Origin of the sequence: Micromonospora sp. SL4-19 (assembly GCF_047921475.1) — a bacterium.
Lineage (GTDB): Bacteria > Actinomycetota > Actinomycetes > Mycobacteriales > Micromonosporaceae > Micromonospora.
Map to the genome: position 1 here is coordinate 70,465 of NZ_JBLROB010000027.1, position 15,168 is coordinate 85,632.

A 15,168-nucleotide genomic window follows, 5' to 3' on the forward strand; every position below is an offset into this window, starting at 1 on the left:
CGCACACGGGAGCGCCGGGCCGGAACCGCTTCAGGCGGTGTGCCGCCGCGCCTTGACGGCGGTGTCGATGAAGCCCCAGACGATGATGACGGCGGTGAACACGGCGATCACCCGGGCCACGTCCTGCGCGCCGTCCTCGCGCAGCCACTCGAACCGCTGGACCAGCTCCGGGTTGAGCAGCCGGTCGGTGAGCAGCAGCCAGACGAGCGGCACGGCGAAGGCGAGGTCGAGCACCGCCCTGACCGCGACCAGCGGCCAGGTCCACCGGCGGGCCCGGTACTTCGCGAGCTCCAGGCCGATGCTGGCGACCAGCACCGCCAGCAGCACCGGCAGCCAGGAGCCCCACAGCGCCGGGTCGATGATCGGCAGCCGGGAACCGTCGCTCGAGACCCAGGGCTGGAAGTGCTGCCAGGGGAAGGCCGCGATGAAGAGCACCAGGAAGGCGATCGAGAAGCAGGTGTCGACCAGTGTCACCTGCCGCTCCTCCGGCGCCTCGGGCAGCTGGTCGACGTTCCACGCGGGCAGGTTCAGCGGCGCGTTGGTGCGCTCGAGGATGGCGAAGACGGCGGTGACCCAGAACGCGATCTGCACCGCGGTCTGCATCGCGCCGACCACCCCGGCGCCGATCGCCGGGCCGAACTCGCCGTCGACCGTCGCCTTGACCGCGCCGACCACGACGCCCACGATGGCCGGAATGAAGGTGAGCAGCGTCCGGAGCAGCCGCCACCAGACCAGGTAGTAGCGCGGGCCGATGAGCTGCAACCGGCGGTCGGTGTAACGGGCGGCGAGCTGCTCCGGGTTGCCCAGCTCGGTGAGCACCTCGCGCTCCGCGGTGCCGTGGTCCTGCCCGCCGTCGGTGCGCCCGTCGATCATGTCCTCGATGGAGGCGCGCAGCTCGGTGGCGATCTCCGTGCGGCGTTGCGCCGGGACCTCCCGGAGGGTGGCGGCGACGTAGCGGTCGGTCAGCGAACTCATCGGTCCACTCCTTCGATCAGGCTCGTGACGGAGGTCTGCACGGCGGCGAGGTCGTCGAGGAGGCGGTCCAGCACCGCTTCGCCCTCGTCGCTGATGCGGTAGAACTTGCGCGGCCGGCTCTCCTCGGTGTTCCACTCGCTGGTCAGCAGCCCCTGCTCCTCGAGCCGCCGGAGCAGCGGATAGAGCGTGTTCGCATCGACCGGGAAGCCGTGCGCGGTGAGCCGTTGCAGCAGCGCGTAGCCGTAGTCCGGGCGGCGCAGGGCGACCAGGCTCGCCACCACGACGGTGCCGCGCCGCAACTCCTGTAGATGGGTCCGGAGGACATCCTCGCTAACCATGTCTCCCACCATACTGTGTTGCACACACTATTGTCGAGCGGCATTACATCGTGTGGCGCGAGTGGTGTCTCACGGCGGGTGCCAAGGCCGCGGCGGGCGGTCCCGGAGCGGACCCGGGCGAGACGGAGGCCACCTCCGGCGCGGACGGTGGAGCCGCCCGGACGGCCTCGGTAGGGTAGGTCCCGGTCGGCTCCGACCATCAAGATCCATAACGCCGGGGGGCGCCACGCATGGCTGATTCGTTCGCGCATCTGCACGTGCACACCGAGTACTCGATGCTCGACGGGGCGGCCCGGCTCAAGGACCTCTTCGCCGAGGTCAGCCGCCAGGGGATGCCGGCGGTGGCGATGACCGACCACGGCAACATGCATGGCGCGAACGACTTCTACAAGCAGGCGACGGCGGCCGGGGTCAAGCCGATCCTGGGCATCGAGGCGTACGTCGCGCCGGAGTCGCGCTTCCACAAGCAGCGCGTGCGGTGGGGCCGGCCCGAGCAGAAGAGCGACGACGTCTCCGGTAGCGGCGGCTACACCCACATGACCATCTGGGCGCGCAACAAGGTCGGCCTGCACAACCTGTTCAAGCTCACCAGCCGGTCGTACACCGAGGGTTTCTTCGTCAAGTGGCCGCGGATGGACGCGGAGCTGCTCGCCGAGCACGGCGACGGACTCATGGCGACGACCGGCTGCCCCTCCGGGGAGGTGCAGACCCGGCTGCGGCTGGGCCAGTTCGACGAGGCGCTGAAGGCGGCGGCGAAATACCAGGACATCTTCGGCAAGGAGAACTACTTCCTGGAGATCATGGACCACGGCATCGACATCGAGCGCCGGGTCCGCCAGGAGCTGCTCGACATCGGCCGGAAGCTGGACATCCCGCCGGTGGTCACCAACGACTCGCACTACACGCACGAGGCGCAGTCCGAGGCGCACGACGTGCTGCTCTGCGTACAGACCGCGGCGAACGTCGCCGACCCCAACCGGTTCAGGTTCGACGGCAGCGGCTACTACATCAAGTCCGCCGAGGACATGCGCGCCGTCGACTCGTCGGACATCTGGCTGCAGGGCTGCCGGAACACCCTGCTGGTCGCCGAGAAGGTCGACCCGGCCGGCATGTTCGAGTTCCACAACCTGATGCCGCGCTTCCCCGTTCCGGAGGGGGAGACCGAGGAGTCCTGGTTCCGCAAGGAGACCTTCGCCGGCCTGGCCCGCCGCTTCCCCGGCGGCGTCCCGGAGACCCACGTCAAGCAGGCCGAGTACGAGCTGGGCGTCATCATCCAGATGGGCTTTCCGTCGTACTTCCTCGTGGTCGCCGACTTCATCCAGTGGGCCAAGAACCAGGGCATCGCCGTCGGCCCGGGCCGTGGCTCGGCCGCCGGCTCGCTGGTCGCGTACGCCCTGGGCATCACCGACCTGGACCCGCTGCCACACGGCCTGATCTTCGAGCGGTTCCTCAACCCCGAGCGCGTCTCGATGCCGGACGTCGACATCGACTTCGACGAGCGCCGGCGCGGCGAGGTCATCAAGTACGTCACCGACAAGTGGGGCGAGGACAAGGTCGCCCAGATCGCGACGTTCGGCACGATCAAGGCGAAGGCCGCGATCAAGGACTCGGCCCGGGTGCTCGGCTACCCGTACGCGGTGGGCGACCGGATCACCAAGGCGATGCCCCCGGCGGTGATGGGCAAGGACATCCCGCTCACCGGCATCTTCGACCCGAAGCACCCCCGGTACGCGGAGGCCGGCGAGATCCGGGGGCTCTACGAGTCGGACCCGGACGTCAAGAAGGTCATCGACACCGCGCGCGGCATCGAGGGGCTGATCCGGCAGACCGGCGTGCACGCCGCCGGCGTCATCATGTCCGCCGAGCCGATCATCGAGCACATCCCGCTGATGCGGCGCGACGCCGACGGCGCCATCATCACCCAGTTCGACTATCCGACGTGCGAGTCGCTCGGGCTGCTGAAGATGGACTTCCTCGGCCTGCGCAACCTGACCATCATCGACGACGCGCTGAAGAACATCGAGAGCAACCACGGCCGCCAGGTCGACCTGCTCCAGCTCCCGCTGGACGACAAGCCGACGTACGAGCTGCTGGCCCGGGGCGACACGCTCGGCGTGTTCCAGCTCGACGGCGGGCCGATGCGCTCGCTGCTGCGGCTCATGAAGCCGGACAACTTCGAGGACATCTCCGCGGTCCTCGCGCTCTACCGGCCCGGTCCGATGGGCGCCAACTCGCACACCAACTACGCGCTGCGCAAGAACGGCCAGCAGGAGATCACCCCGATCCACCCGGAGCTGGCCGAGCCCCTGGAGGAGATCCTCGGCCCGACGTACGGCCTGATCGTCTATCAGGAGCAGGTGCAGCGCGCCGCGCAGAAGCTCGCCGGCTACAGCCTCGGCCAGGCCGACCTGCTGCGCCGGGCGATGGGCAAGAAGAAGAAGGAGGTCCTCGACAAGGAGTTCGTGCCGTTCCGCGACGGCATGCGCGGCAACGGCTACTCCGACCAGGCCATCCAGACGCTGTGGGACATCCTGGTCCCGTTCGCCGACTACGCGTTCAACAAGGCGCACACCGCCGGCTACGGCCTGGTGTCCTACTGGACCGGCTACCTGAAGGCCAACTACCCGGCCGAGTACATGGCCGCGCTGCTCACCTCCGTCGGCGACGACAAGGACAAGATGGCGCTCTACCTGTCCGAGTGCCGGCGGATGGGCATCCAGGTGCTGCCGCCCGACGTCAACACCTCGGCCGGCCCGTTCATCCCGGTCGGGAAGGACATCCGCTTCGGCCTCGCCGCCATCCGCAACGTCGGTGCGAACGTGGTCACCTCGATCATGCGGTGCCGCGAGGAGAAGGCCGCGTACACCGACTTCTACGACTTCCTGTCGAAGGTGGACGCGGTGGTCTGCAACAAGAAGACCATCGAATCCCTGATCAAGGCGGGCGCCTTCGATTCGATGCGGCACCCGCGCAAGGGCCTGCTCGCCGTGCACGCCGACGCCATCGACGCGTACGCCGACGTCAAGCGCAAGGAGGCGGTCGGTCAGTACGACCTCTTCGGCGCGGGCTTCGGCGACGTCGACACCGCCAGCAGCACCACGGTGATGCCGATCATCGGCGAGGGGGAGTGGGACAAGCGGGACAAGCTCGCCTTCGAACGCGAGATGCTCGGCCTGTACGTCTCCGACCACCCACTGTTCGGCCTGGAGCACGTGCTCGGCGCGGCGGCCGACACCACCATCGCCGCCCTCTCCGAGGAGGGGACCGTGCCCGACGGCGCGGTGGTCACCCTGGCCGGCATCCTCTCCGGCGTGCAGCGCCGGGTCACCAAGCAGGGCCGGGCCTGGGCCTCGGCCACCCTGGAGGACCTCGCCGGTGGTGTCGAGACGCTCTTCTTCCCCAACACCTACGAGGTGATCGGCCAGTACATCGCCGAGGACGCGATCGTGGTGGTCAAGGGGCGGGTGGACCGGCGCGACGACACTCCGCGCATCATGGCGATGGACATGTCCATGCCGGACATCAGCAGCAACCCGGCGAACAAGCCGGTCACCCTGACCATCCCGGTGCACCGCTGTACGCCACCGCTGGTGGAGAAACTCAAGGAGACCCTGGTGCTGCACCCGGGCGACACCGAGGTGCACGTCAAGCTGCTCAACGGCGGCAAGGTCACCACGCTGCGGCTCGGCCCGTTCCGGGTGGCGGCCACCACCGCGCTGATGGGCGACCTGAAGAGCGTCCTCGGCCCGGCCAACGTGAGCTGACCCACCGCTCGGCACCTGGCCTCACCAGGGAGCATCACTCTGAGCAAACCCGCTCCTCGTCTCGGGGCCACCGGTACGGAATTGGCGCTGACCGCCGCCGGTCCGGCGGCACTAGCGTCGCCCGTATGGAGCTGGAACAGGCGCAGAAGCTGTGGCAGCCGGAGCCCGGCTGGTTGAACACCGCCACCTACGGGCTGCCGCCCGACCCGGCCTGGGCGGCCGTGCAGGACGTGCTCGCCGACTGGCGGGCGGGGCGGGTCTCCTTCGAGGGCTGGGCCGAGTCGGTGGGCCGGTCCCGGGCCGCCTTCGCGGGCCTGATCGGGGTGGCCGCCGCGGACGTCGCGATCGGCAGCACCACGTCGCAGCTGCTCGCCCCGGTCGCGGCCGCACTGCCGCCGGGGGCCACCGTGGTCGTCCCGGAGGTGGAGTTCACCTCGAACCTGTTCCCCTGGCTGGTGCAGCAGGAGCGCGGCGTGCGGGTGCGTACGGTCCCGCTCGCCGGGCTGGTCGACGCGATCGACGCCGACACCGACCTGGTCGCGTTCAGCCTGGTGCAGTCCTCCGACGGGACCGTCGCGCCGTACGACACGATCGTCGCGGCGGCCCGGGCGCACGGCACCCTCGTCGCGGTGGACGCCACCCAGGGGTGCGGTTGGCTGCCCTTCGACGCGGGCCGGGCGGACGCGGTGGTGGTCTCGGCGTACAAGTGGCTGATGGCGCCGCGCGGCGCGGCCTTCGCCTACCTGGCCCCGGCGCTGCGGGAGCGGCTGCGCCCCGACGCCGCCGGCTGGTACGCGGGCCAGGACCCGCACGCCTCCTACTACGGCCCCCCGCTGCGGCTGGCCGACGACGCCCGCCGCTTCGACATCTCCCCGGCGTGGTTCTGCTACGTCGGCGCGGCGCCCGCCCTGGAGCTGCTCGCCGAGATCGGGCTGCCCGCCGTCCACGAGCACGACGTGGCGCTGGCCAACCGGTTCCTCACCGGGCTGGGCCGGCCGCCCGGTGACAGCGCGATCGTGACCGTCGCGGTGCCCGGTGCGGAGGAGAAGCTGGCGCGGGCCGGGGTGCGCGCGGCGGTACGCGCCGGCCGGGTCCGGGCGTCGTTCCACCTCTACACCAACACCGAGGACGTCGACCTGGCCCTGGAGGCGCTGACGAGCTGAGCGGTGCGCCGCGAGGTGGAGCCGTCGCCGCTCAGGCCAGGTGGCCGCCGATCTTCGTGTATCCGCGCAGCAGGTCGCGGGCGATGATCAGCCGCTGCATCTCGTCGGTGCCCTCGAAGATCCGGTAGAGCCGGACCTGCCGGTACCAGCGCTCGATGGGCAGCTCGCGGGTGTAGCCCATCCCGCCGTGGATCTGGAGCACCCGGTCGATCACCCGGTTGACCATGCCGGCGCCGTAGAGCTTGCCCATCGACGAGGCGTGCCGTGGGTCCAGGCCCTGGTCGACCGTCCAGGCCGACTTCAGCACCAGCCAGCGGGCCGCCTCCAGTTCGGTCTCCGAGTCGGCGATCATCCACTGGATGGCCTGGTTGGTGCCGATCGCCGCGCCGAAGGTCTCGCGGGTGTTGGCATGGTCGACGGCCATCTGCAGCGCCCGCTCGGCGATCCCGACGGCGTGCGAGGGGATGGTGTAGCGACCCTTGCCGATCCATTCCATGGCCAGGGCGAACCCCTGGCCGACCTCGCCGAGGACGTTGCGGTGCGGCACGCGTACGCCGTCAAAGATCAGCGACGCCGGGCCGCCCTCGCCCATGGTCTGGATGAACTCCGACTGCCAGCCCATCGCCCGGTCGACCAGGAACGCGGTCGCGCCGCCGTGGCGGGCGCCCTTGTCCCGGTCGGTCACCGCCACCACGATCGCGAAGTCCGCGTCGTTGCCGTTGGTGATGAAGGTCTTCTCACCGTCGAGGACCCAGTCGTCGCCGTCACGGCGGGCGCGCAGCCGGATGTTCGCCGCGTCCGAGCCGGCGCCCGGTTCGGTGATCGCGAAGCAGGAGATCCGTGCACCCTCGATCGTGGGGACGAGGAACTCGCGCCTCTGCTCGGCGGTGGCGTGGAAGAGGATGTTGTCCGCCTCGCCGCCGAAGCGGAACGGCACGAAGGTACGCCCCAGCTCGGTCCAGATCAGTGACTGGGTGACCGCGGGCAGGTCCATCCCGCCGTACTCCTCCGGGGTGGCCAGGCCCCAGAAGCCGAACGCGCGTGCCCTGAGCTGCAACTCGCGCAGCTCGGAGCGCTCCAGGCCGGGGCGGTGGGTCCGCTCGCGGCGCAGCACCTCCTGCTCCAGCGGCATCACCTCGCGGGCGACGAACGCGCGCACGGTGTCCCGGACGGCGCGTTCCTCGTCGGACAGTGCGAAGTCCACGGGTTCCCCTCGGCGTCGGCGCAGCGGCGGGTCGCCCCCAAACTAGTGGCCTGGACACGCTGCTGCACGCCCTGGCCACCGAGTACGGACCGTCGCCCGGCTGGAGCGCTCCGCCCGCACGGAGTAGCGTCCACACTCCCGACGCTGGTTTCGGTCAAGGCCAGGAAGGACCACATGGATCTCGCCGCCGCGCCCCCCGCCCTCCTGGTCCGCCGGCAGCTGCACGTCGCCGGGGAGTGGATCGACCCCGCGGACGGCGAGGTGATCCCGGTCGAGAACCCGGCCACCGGGGAGATCGTCGGGCAGGTCCCCGCCGGCACCCCGGCCGACGTCGACCGGGCCGTCGCCGCCGCCCGCGCCGCGTTCCCCGGCTGGGCGGGCACCGCCCCCGCCGACCGGGCCGCCCACCTCGACCGGCTGCACGGCGCGCTCGCCGCCCGCGCCGATGAGATCGCCCGCATCATCGCCCTGGAGCTGGGCACCCCGATCAAGCTCGCCACCCGGGTGCAGGCCGGCCTCCCGCTCACCGTGCTGCGCGGCATGGTCGACCTCGCCGCCCGGCCCTCGGCCGAGGAGACCGTCGGCAACTCGCTGGTGGTCCGTGAACCCGTCGGCGTCGTCGGCGCGATCACTCCGTGGAACTACCCGCTGCACCAGGTCGTCGCCAAGCTGGCACCGGCCCTGGCGGCCGGCTGCACCGTGGTGCTCAAGCCCAGCGAACTCACCCCGCTCACCGCGTACCTGCTCTTCGACGCGGTCGGCGAGGCCGGACTGCCTCCCGGCGTGGTCAACCTGGTGCCGGGCACCGGGCCGGTCGTCGGCGAGGCCCTGGCCGGCCACCCGGACGTCGACCTGGTCTCGTTCACCGGCTCCACCGCCACCGGCCGTCGGATCGCCCACCTCGCCGCCGACCGGATCGCCCGGGTCGCCCTGGAACTCGGTGGCAAGTCCGCCAATCTGATCCTCGCCGACGCCGACCTGCCCACCGCGGTGAAGGTCGGCGTCGGCAACGCCCTGCTCAATTCCGGGCAGACCTGCACCGCCTGGACCCGGATGCTCGTCCACCGGGACCGCTACGACGAGGCGATCGACCTGGTCCGAGCGGCCGTCGCGGGGTATCGGCTCGGTGACCCGTTCGACCCGGCCACCCGGCTCGGCCCGCTGGTCTCCGCCGCCCAGGCCGAGCGGGTCCGCGGCCACGTCGACCGGGCGCTCGCCGACGGGGCGCGGCTGGTCGTCGGCGGCCCCGACGCCACGGTGCCGCCGCGGGGGCACTTCGTCGCGCCCACGGTCTTCGCCGACGTGCACCCGGACAGCGCCCTCGCCCAGGAGGAGGTCTTCGGGCCGGTGCTCGCGGTCGTCCCGTTCGACGACACCGACGAGGCCGTCGCGATCGCCAACAACTCCCGGTACGGGCTGGCCGGCGCGGTCTGGTCCGCCGACGAGGAGCAGGCGCTCGCCGTCGCCCGCCGGCTGCGCACCGGCCAGGTGGACGTCAACGGAGGCGCCTTCAACCCGCTCGCCCCGTTCGGCGGGTACCGGCAGTCCGGCCTCGGCCGCGAGCTGGGCAGGTTCGGCGTCGAGGAGTTCACCGAGGTCAAGGCGATCCAGCGGTGAAGGCGCTCGTGGTCCGCGGCCGGGGCGCCACCCCGGCCGTCGAGGAGGTACGCCTGCCGGCCCCCGGCCCCGGCGAGCTGCGGATCCGCATCCGGGCCGCCGGCATCTGCCACTCCGACCTGTCCATGACGGACGGCACGCTCGCGCCCGCATACCCGCTGGTGCTGGGGCACGAGGCGACCGGCGTGGTCGCCGAGGCCGGCCCCGGCGCCCGGCTCGCCGTCGGCACGTCGGTGGTGCTCAACTGGGCGCCGGCCTGCCGCTCCTGCTGGCACTGCCGGCACGGCGAACCCTGGCTCTGCGTCGCCAACACCGCCCCGGCGGTGGCCCGGGGCGCGACCGCCGACGGCATGCCGCTGCACGTCACCCTCGGCCTCGGCGCGCTCGCCGAGGAGGTGGTGGTGCCCGAGCACGCCGCGGTGCCGGTGCCCGCCGGCCTGCCGCCGGAACAGGCCGCGCTGCTCGGCTGCGCGGTGCTCACCGGCACCGGCGCGGTCCGCAGCACCGCCCGGGTGGCCGCCGGCGAGTCGGTCGCGGTGATCGGCCTCGGCGGGGTCGGGCTGGCCGTGCTCACCGCCGCCCGCCGGGCCGGCGCCGCGCCGATCCTCGCCGTCGACGTGGCCGAGGCCAAGCGGGACCTCGCGCTCGCCGCCGGGGCCACCGACTTCCTGCGCTCCGACGACACGCTGTCCAGGCAGGTACGGGCGCATACCGCGGGGCGGGGCGTCGACCACGCCTTCGAGTGCGTCGGCCGCGCCGCCACCATCCGGGCCGCCTGGCGGCTGACCCGCCGTGGGGGCGCGGTGACCGTGGTCGGCATGGGCGGCAAGGACGACATGGTCAGCCTCGCCGCGCTGGACATCTTCCACTCCGCCCGGACCTTGCGCTCCTCGGTGTACGGATCGTCCGACCCGGACCGGGAGGTGCCGGAGCTGGCGGCCGCGCTCACCGACGGCACCCTGGACCTGCGTCCGTTGGTCAGCGGCACCGTCCCGCTCGACGAGGCGCCGGCGGCGTTCGGCCGGCTGGCCCGGGGCGAGGGTGCCCGTTGGGTGGTCACCTTCCCGCAGTGACGGGCTGACCCTGCCGAGTACGCCGTCAGCCGGTGACGGCGGCACCCCACATGTCGATGCCTGCCGATCCCCGTGGTGATCGGCGAACCGGGCTGGACGGGCCCATTCCTATGGGGAGCGAAGCCGTCCGGCCCGGGCCGAATGTGTGGGGAATCGACATAGCTCGACTCCTGCCGAGCGCCGTAGGTTTCCTGCACGCGGCGGCCCTGTGATCCCCGTCACCGACCTGGTCGTCGCCTCGCAACCTGCGGAGGGTGTGACGATGGCCGGGCAAGCGCTCCTGTCGGCCCGCGGGCTGACCCGGGACTTCCGGGGCTTCCGGGCGGTCGACGGGGTCGACCTCGACGTGGCGCCGGAGACCGTGCACGCCCTCGTCGGGCCGAACGGCGCCGGCAAGACCACGCTGTTCAACCTGCTCACCGGCTTCCTGCCGCCCACCGCCGGGCGCATCGAGCTGGCCGGCCGGGACGTCACCGGGCTGCCCCCGGAGCGGGTCGCCCGGCTCGGCGTGGCGCGCTCCTTCCAGATCACCAGCCTCTTCCCGCAGCTCTCCGCCCGGGAGCACGTGGCGTTGGCCCTCCAGTCGCCCAGCGGGCTGGGCTGGCGGTTCTGGCGCTCCGCGAAGCTGATGAACCGCTACCGGGACAGGGCCGACGAGCTGCTGGCCATGGTCGGCCTCGCCGAGCTGGCCGAGGCCCCGGCCGAAGCCCTCGCGTACGGGCGCAAGCGGGCCCTGGAGCTGGCCGTCGCCCTCGCCCTCGACCCGAAGGTGCTGCTGCTCGACGAGCCGACCGCCGGCATGGGGCTGGAGGACGTCGACCGCACCGTCGACCTGATCGGGCGGGTGCGGGCCGGTCGCACCATCGTGATGGTCGAGCACAACATGAGCGTCGTCGGCCGGCTCGCCGACACCGTCACCGTCCTGCAGGCCGGCAAGGTCCTGGTCGAGGGGCCGTACGAGCAGGTCCGCGCCGACGAGCGGGTCATCACCGCCTACCTGGGAGCCGCCGATGCTGCGCATTGAGAACCTCTCCGCCTGGTACGGCGAGGCGCAGGTGCTGCGGGAGGTGAGCCTCGACGTGGCCGCCGGCGAGGTGGTCACCCTGGTCGGCCGCAACGGCGCCGGCAAGTCCACCCTGCTGCGCTGCGTGATGGGGCTGCACGCCGGCCAGCGCGGCACGGTCACTCTGGACGGCACCGACCTCACCCGGCTGCCGGCGGACAAGCGGGCGCGGCTCGGGCTCGGCTGGGTCCCCGACGACCGCGGCGCGTACGCCACCCTCAGCGTCACCGAGAACCTCACCCTGCCGCCCCGGGTCGGCCCCGACCCGTGGCCGCTGGAGCGGGTCTACGAGGCGTTTCCCGCCCTCCACAGCCGGCGGGACTCGGCGGCCACCATGCTCTCCGGCGGCGAGCAGCAGATGCTCGCGCTGGCCCGGGTGCTGCGGATGGGCGCCCGGCTGCTGCTCTGCGACGAGCCCACCGAGGGGCTGTCGCCGTTGCTCGTGCAGCAGGTCGGCGACCTGCTGCGGGAGGCCAAGAAGCACGGCGTGACCGTGTTGCTGGTCGAGCAGAACCTGCACTTCGCCACCGGCGTCGCCGACCGGCACTACCTGCTGGCCGAGGGACGCATCGCGGAGGCGATGGACAACTCCGAGGTGCGCTCGCGGGAGCGCGAGCTGCTGGCGTACCTCGGGATCTGAACCGACGGCTGACCCGCGCGGACCGCGCGGTACGGAAGGGATCGACATGCGCAGGAGCGTGGGTGTGGCCGCCGCCTCGGCGGCGGTGGCGGCGCTGGTCACCGGCTGCGGCGGCGGTGGTCCGCAGTCCGGCGGCGACCAGAAGCTGACCGACGGCAAGATCGTGCTGGGCGTCCTCAACGACCAGTCCGGCGCCTACTCCGAGCTGTCCGGGAAGAACTCGGTCAAGGCCGTGGAGATGGCCATTGCCGACTTCAAGGCCAAGTACGGCGACAAGGCGATCACCAAGAACATCTCGGTGGAGACCGCCGACCACCAGAACAAGCCCGACGTGGCCAACAGCAAGGCCCAGGAGATGTACGACCGCAAGGGCGTCGACGCCATCCTCGACGTGCCGACCTCCTCGGCCGCGCTGAAGGTCGCCGACGTGGCCAAGGAGAAGAAGAAGCTCTACTTCAACATCGGCGCGGCCACCACCGACCTGACCGGCAAGAGCTGCAACAAGTACACGTTCCACTACGCGTACGACACCTACATGCTGGCTCACGGCACGGGCACGGTGACCACCGAGCAGGTCGGCAAGAACTGGTACATCCTCTACCCGAACTACGCCTTCGGCCAGGACATGGAGAAGAGCTTCACCGCTGCCATCACCGCCGCCGGCGGCACGGTCATCGGCAAGGACGGCGCGCCGTTCCCGAACACCAGCGGCGACTACTCGTCCTTCCTGCTCAAGGCACCGACGCTGAACCCGAAGCCGCAGGTGCTCGGCACCATGCAGGCCGGCGCCGAGCTCGTCAACGTGGTCAAGCAGTACAACGAGTTCAAGCTGCGGGACAAGGGCGTCGGGCTGGCCGTGGGGCTGATGTTCATCACCGACATCCACTCGCTCACCCCGGACGCGCTCGCCGGCACCACCTACACCGACGCCTGGTACTGGAACTTCGACCAGCAGAACCGGGAGTGGGCCGACAAGTTCCAGTCCGCGACCGGCACCCGGCCGTCCTTCGCGCACGCGGCCAACTACTCCGCCGCCATGCAGTACCTGGAGGCGGTGCAGGCCGCCGGCACCGACGACGCGGACGCCGTGGTCAAGGGCCTCGAAGGCAAGGAGGTCAACGACCTCTTCCTGCGCAACGGCAAGATCCGCGCCGAGGACCACCGGGTCATCCACGACGCGTACCTGGCCCAGGTGAAGCCGCAGGCCGAGGTGACCGAGCCGTGGGACTACGTCAAGGTCCTCAAGACCATTCCGGCCGCGGAGGCGTTCCGCGCCCCGTCGCCGGACTGCAAGCTGTGACCGGATTCCTGCAGAACACGTTCAACGGGTTGGTGGGCGGGGCGTTCTACGCCCTGCTCGCCCTCGGGCTGGCCGTCATCTTCGGCATGCTCCGGGTGGTGAACTTCGCCCACGGCGCCTTCTACATGCTCGGCGCGTTCGGGGCGTACGTGCTGCTCAGCGAGGCGGGTGTGCCGTTCTGGGCGGCGTTGGTGATCATGCCGCTCGCGCTGGGGCTGCTCGGCATGCTCCTGGAGCGGGCGGTGATCCACCGGCTGACCCGGCTCGACCCGCTCTACAACTTCCTGCTCACCTTCGGCCTGACGCTGATCCTCCAGGACCTGGTCAAGTCCCGGTACGGAGTGCAGTCCAGCCCGTACGCCACCCCGGCCGAGCTGAGCGGGTCGGTCGACTTCGGGCTCTTCGACTTCCCCACGTACCGGGTCTTCATCCTCGGCTTCACCGTGCTGCTCTGCGTCGCGGTGTGGTGGGTGCTGGGGCGTACCCGGGTCGGCATGGTGGTCCGGGCGGCCACCGAGCGGCCCGAGCTGACCCGGGCCTTCGGCATCGACGTGGGCAGGTGGGTCACCCCGGTCTTCGGCTTCGGGATCGCCCTGGCCGGGCTGGCCGGGGTCCTCGCTGCCCCGATGCGCGCGGTGAACCCGCTGATGGGCGCCGACCTGATCATCGTGGTCTTCGCGGTGGTGGTGATCGGCGGCCTCGGCTCGATCTTCGGCTCGGTCGCCGCCGGTTTCGGCATCGGCCTGATCCAGGCCTGGGGCGAGGCGTACCTGTCGGACTTCCCGATCGTGTCGCAGACGATCGTCTTCGTGGTGATGGCCGTGGTGCTGCTCTGGCGCCCGGCCGGCCTGTTCGGCCGTGAGGAGGCACCGGCATGAGCGAGCGCAGCGAGCGAATCAGCCAGCTCAGTGCCACAGGTCATGACGGCGCCGAGCGCAGCGAGGTGACGGCATGACCAGCGCCGTCGACACCCCCGCCGACGCGGCCCGTCCGGCGCCCCCGTCCGGGCTGGTCGCCGTCGCCCGGGCGCCCCGCTGGGTCCGGTACGCGTTGCTCGCGGTCGGCCTGGTGGTGGCGCTCTGGCTGCCCAACGGGCTCTACCCGGCGGTGGCGGTGGACATCCTGTGCTGGGCGCTCTTCGCCGTGTCGGTGGACCTGCTGCTCGGCTTCACCGGGCTGATGTCCTTCGGGCACGCCGCCTTCTGGGGCACCTCGGCGTACGTCACCGGCCTGGTGGCGATCCACGCCGGCCTGCCGTTCCCGGCGGCCGTGCTGGCCGGGGCCCTGGCCGCGGCGCTGCTCGCACTGCCGATCGGCCATCTCGCCGTCAAGCGCACCGGGATCTACTTCGCGATGGTCACCCTGGCCTTCGCGCAGCTGGTCTACTACGTGGCCAACGAGTGGCGCTCGGTCACCCGGGGCGAGAACGGCCTCCAGGGGGTGCCGCGCTCCTTCTTCGGGGTGGACCTCACCGACGACTACTACTTCTACTACGCGATCCTGCCGATCGTGCTGCTCGGGCTCGTCGCCGCCTGGCGGATCGTCCACTCGCCGTTCGGTCGGGTGCTGGTCGGCATCCGGGACAATCCGGCCCGGGCCCGGGCGCTCGGCTACCCGGTGCACCGGTACAAGCTGACCGCGTTCGTCCTCTCCGGTTTCCTCGCCGGGCTGGGCGGCGGGCTCTTCGCCGTCGGTCACCGGTTCGTCTCCCTCGACGTGCTGCACTGGACCACCTCCGGCAAGGCGGTCATCGTGGTCGTGCTCGGCGGTATCGGCACCCTCTGGGGCGGCGTGCTCGGGGCGGCGCTGGTGGTCCGCCTGGAGGACTGGCTGTCGTTCTCCGGGTTCGAGGCGATCGGCCTGGTCACCGGCGGCATCTTCGTCCTGGTCGTGCTGCTGTTCCGGCGGGGGATCTGGGGGAGTGTCGCGGCACTGGCGCTGCGTTTCCGTCGTCGGTGAGCTCGGCGTGAAGACACCGCTGGCCGGCACCCTTTTCGGGTGCCGGCCAGCGGCGTGTTGTTCACCTGTGTT

General features: G+C 71.4%; 12 protein-coding genes. 9 read left to right on the top strand and 3 right to left on the bottom strand.

Annotated elements, in window-relative coordinates:
* Nucleotides 1-30: 30 nt before the first annotated feature.
* Nucleotides 31-975, bottom strand: coding sequence for a permease prefix domain 1-containing protein (locus tag ACNAVT_RS25170; protein WP_416299676.1), 945 nt, complete (start codon nucleotides 973-975; stop codon nucleotides 31-33).
* Entirely contained in the window at nucleotides 972-1,313 is a 342-nt protein-coding gene (locus ACNAVT_RS25175) for a PadR family transcriptional regulator (protein WP_416299677.1), read from the bottom strand. The genes ACNAVT_RS25170 and ACNAVT_RS25175 overlap by 4 nt, the downstream gene beginning before the upstream one ends.
* A gap of 230 nt (nucleotides 1,314-1,543) precedes the next feature.
* Here ACNAVT_RS25175 and dnaE point away from each other — a divergent pair, with 230 nt between their 5' ends.
* Together dnaE and ACNAVT_RS25185 are read left to right on the top strand one after the other, a co-directional pair.
* The gene (dnaE, locus tag ACNAVT_RS25180) at nucleotides 1,544-5,077 is read left to right on the top strand and encodes a DNA polymerase III subunit alpha (protein WP_416299678.1); all 3,534 of its coding nucleotides are present in this window, start codon (nucleotides 1,544-1,546) and stop codon (nucleotides 5,075-5,077) included.
* Nucleotides 5,078-5,202: 125 nt separating this feature from the next.
* Complete coding sequence (locus ACNAVT_RS25185) at nucleotides 5,203-6,240, top strand: aminotransferase class V-fold PLP-dependent enzyme (protein WP_416299679.1); 1,038 nt, start codon at nucleotides 5,203-5,205, stop codon at nucleotides 6,238-6,240.
* A 31-nt stretch (nucleotides 6,241-6,271) separates the two neighbouring features.
* Here ACNAVT_RS25185 and ACNAVT_RS25190 read toward each other — a convergent pair whose 3' ends face one another.
* Nucleotides 6,272-7,444, bottom strand: a complete 1,173-nt coding sequence (locus ACNAVT_RS25190) for an acyl-CoA dehydrogenase family protein (RefSeq protein ID WP_416299680.1) — start codon at nucleotides 7,442-7,444, stop codon at nucleotides 6,272-6,274.
* A gap of 174 nt (nucleotides 7,445-7,618) precedes the next feature.
* On the opposite strand from ACNAVT_RS25190, the gene ACNAVT_RS25195 reads away from it, so the two are divergent.
* The 7 genes from ACNAVT_RS25195 to ACNAVT_RS25225 all read left to right on the top strand — a co-directional run bounded on the left by ACNAVT_RS25195 (nucleotide 7,619) and on the right by ACNAVT_RS25225 (nucleotide 15,096).
* Nucleotides 7,619-9,061: an aldehyde dehydrogenase family protein gene (locus ACNAVT_RS25195; protein WP_416299681.1), complete on the top strand. Its 1,443-nt coding sequence runs from the start codon at nucleotides 7,619-7,621 to the stop codon at nucleotides 9,059-9,061.
* Nucleotides 9,058-10,134: an alcohol dehydrogenase catalytic domain-containing protein gene (locus ACNAVT_RS25200; RefSeq protein WP_416299682.1), complete on the top strand. Its 1,077-nt coding sequence runs from the start codon at nucleotides 9,058-9,060 to the stop codon at nucleotides 10,132-10,134. Before ACNAVT_RS25195 ends, ACNAVT_RS25200 begins: the two co-directional genes overlap by 4 nt.
* A 262-nt stretch (nucleotides 10,135-10,396) precedes the next feature.
* Nucleotides 10,397-11,158: an ABC transporter ATP-binding protein gene (locus ACNAVT_RS25205; protein WP_416299683.1), complete on the top strand. Its 762-nt coding sequence runs from the start codon at nucleotides 10,397-10,399 to the stop codon at nucleotides 11,156-11,158.
* The gene (locus ACNAVT_RS25210; RefSeq protein ID WP_416299684.1) at nucleotides 11,145-11,837 is read left to right on the top strand and encodes an ABC transporter ATP-binding protein; all 693 of its coding nucleotides are present in this window, start codon (nucleotides 11,145-11,147) and stop codon (nucleotides 11,835-11,837) included. Before ACNAVT_RS25205 ends, ACNAVT_RS25210 begins: the two co-directional genes overlap by 14 nt.
* Nucleotides 11,838-11,883: 46 nt before the next feature.
* The gene (locus ACNAVT_RS25215; RefSeq protein ID WP_416299686.1) at nucleotides 11,884-13,137 is read left to right on the top strand and encodes an ABC transporter substrate-binding protein; all 1,254 of its coding nucleotides are present in this window, start codon (nucleotides 11,884-11,886) and stop codon (nucleotides 13,135-13,137) included.
* Entirely contained in the window at nucleotides 13,134-14,015 is an 882-nt protein-coding gene (locus ACNAVT_RS25220; RefSeq protein ID WP_416299688.1) for a branched-chain amino acid ABC transporter permease, read from the top strand. The genes ACNAVT_RS25215 and ACNAVT_RS25220 overlap by 4 nt, the downstream gene beginning before the upstream one ends.
* Nucleotides 14,016-14,088: 73 nt before the next feature.
* On the top strand, nucleotides 14,089-15,096 hold the full coding sequence (locus tag ACNAVT_RS25225; protein WP_416299690.1) for a branched-chain amino acid ABC transporter permease: 1,008 nt from the start codon (nucleotides 14,089-14,091) through the stop codon (nucleotides 15,094-15,096).
* Nucleotides 15,097-15,168 lie beyond the last annotated feature (72 nt).

Coding starts and splice junctions, on each gene's coding strand:
- ACNAVT_RS25170 (WP_416299676.1), bottom strand. CDS start 975: ATGAGTTCGCTGACCGACCGCTACGTCGCCGCCACCCTCCGGGAGGTC.
- ACNAVT_RS25175 (WP_416299677.1), bottom strand. CDS start 1,313: ATGGTTAGCGAGGATGTCCTCCGGACCCATCTACAGGAGTTGCGGCGC.
- dnaE (WP_416299678.1), top strand. CDS start 1,544: ATGGCTGATTCGTTCGCGCATCTGCACGTGCACACCGAGTACTCGATG.
- ACNAVT_RS25185 (WP_416299679.1), top strand. CDS start 5,203: ATGGAGCTGGAACAGGCGCAGAAGCTGTGGCAGCCGGAGCCCGGCTGG.
- ACNAVT_RS25195 (WP_416299681.1), top strand. CDS start 7,619: ATGGATCTCGCCGCCGCGCCCCCCGCCCTCCTGGTCCGCCGGCAGCTG.
- ACNAVT_RS25205 (WP_416299683.1), top strand. CDS start 10,397: ATGGCCGGGCAAGCGCTCCTGTCGGCCCGCGGGCTGACCCGGGACTTC.
- ACNAVT_RS25210 (WP_416299684.1), top strand. CDS start 11,145: ATGCTGCGCATTGAGAACCTCTCCGCCTGGTACGGCGAGGCGCAGGTG.
- ACNAVT_RS25215 (WP_416299686.1), top strand. CDS start 11,884: ATGCGCAGGAGCGTGGGTGTGGCCGCCGCCTCGGCGGCGGTGGCGGCG.
- ACNAVT_RS25225 (WP_416299690.1), top strand. CDS start 14,089: ATGACCAGCGCCGTCGACACCCCCGCCGACGCGGCCCGTCCGGCGCCC.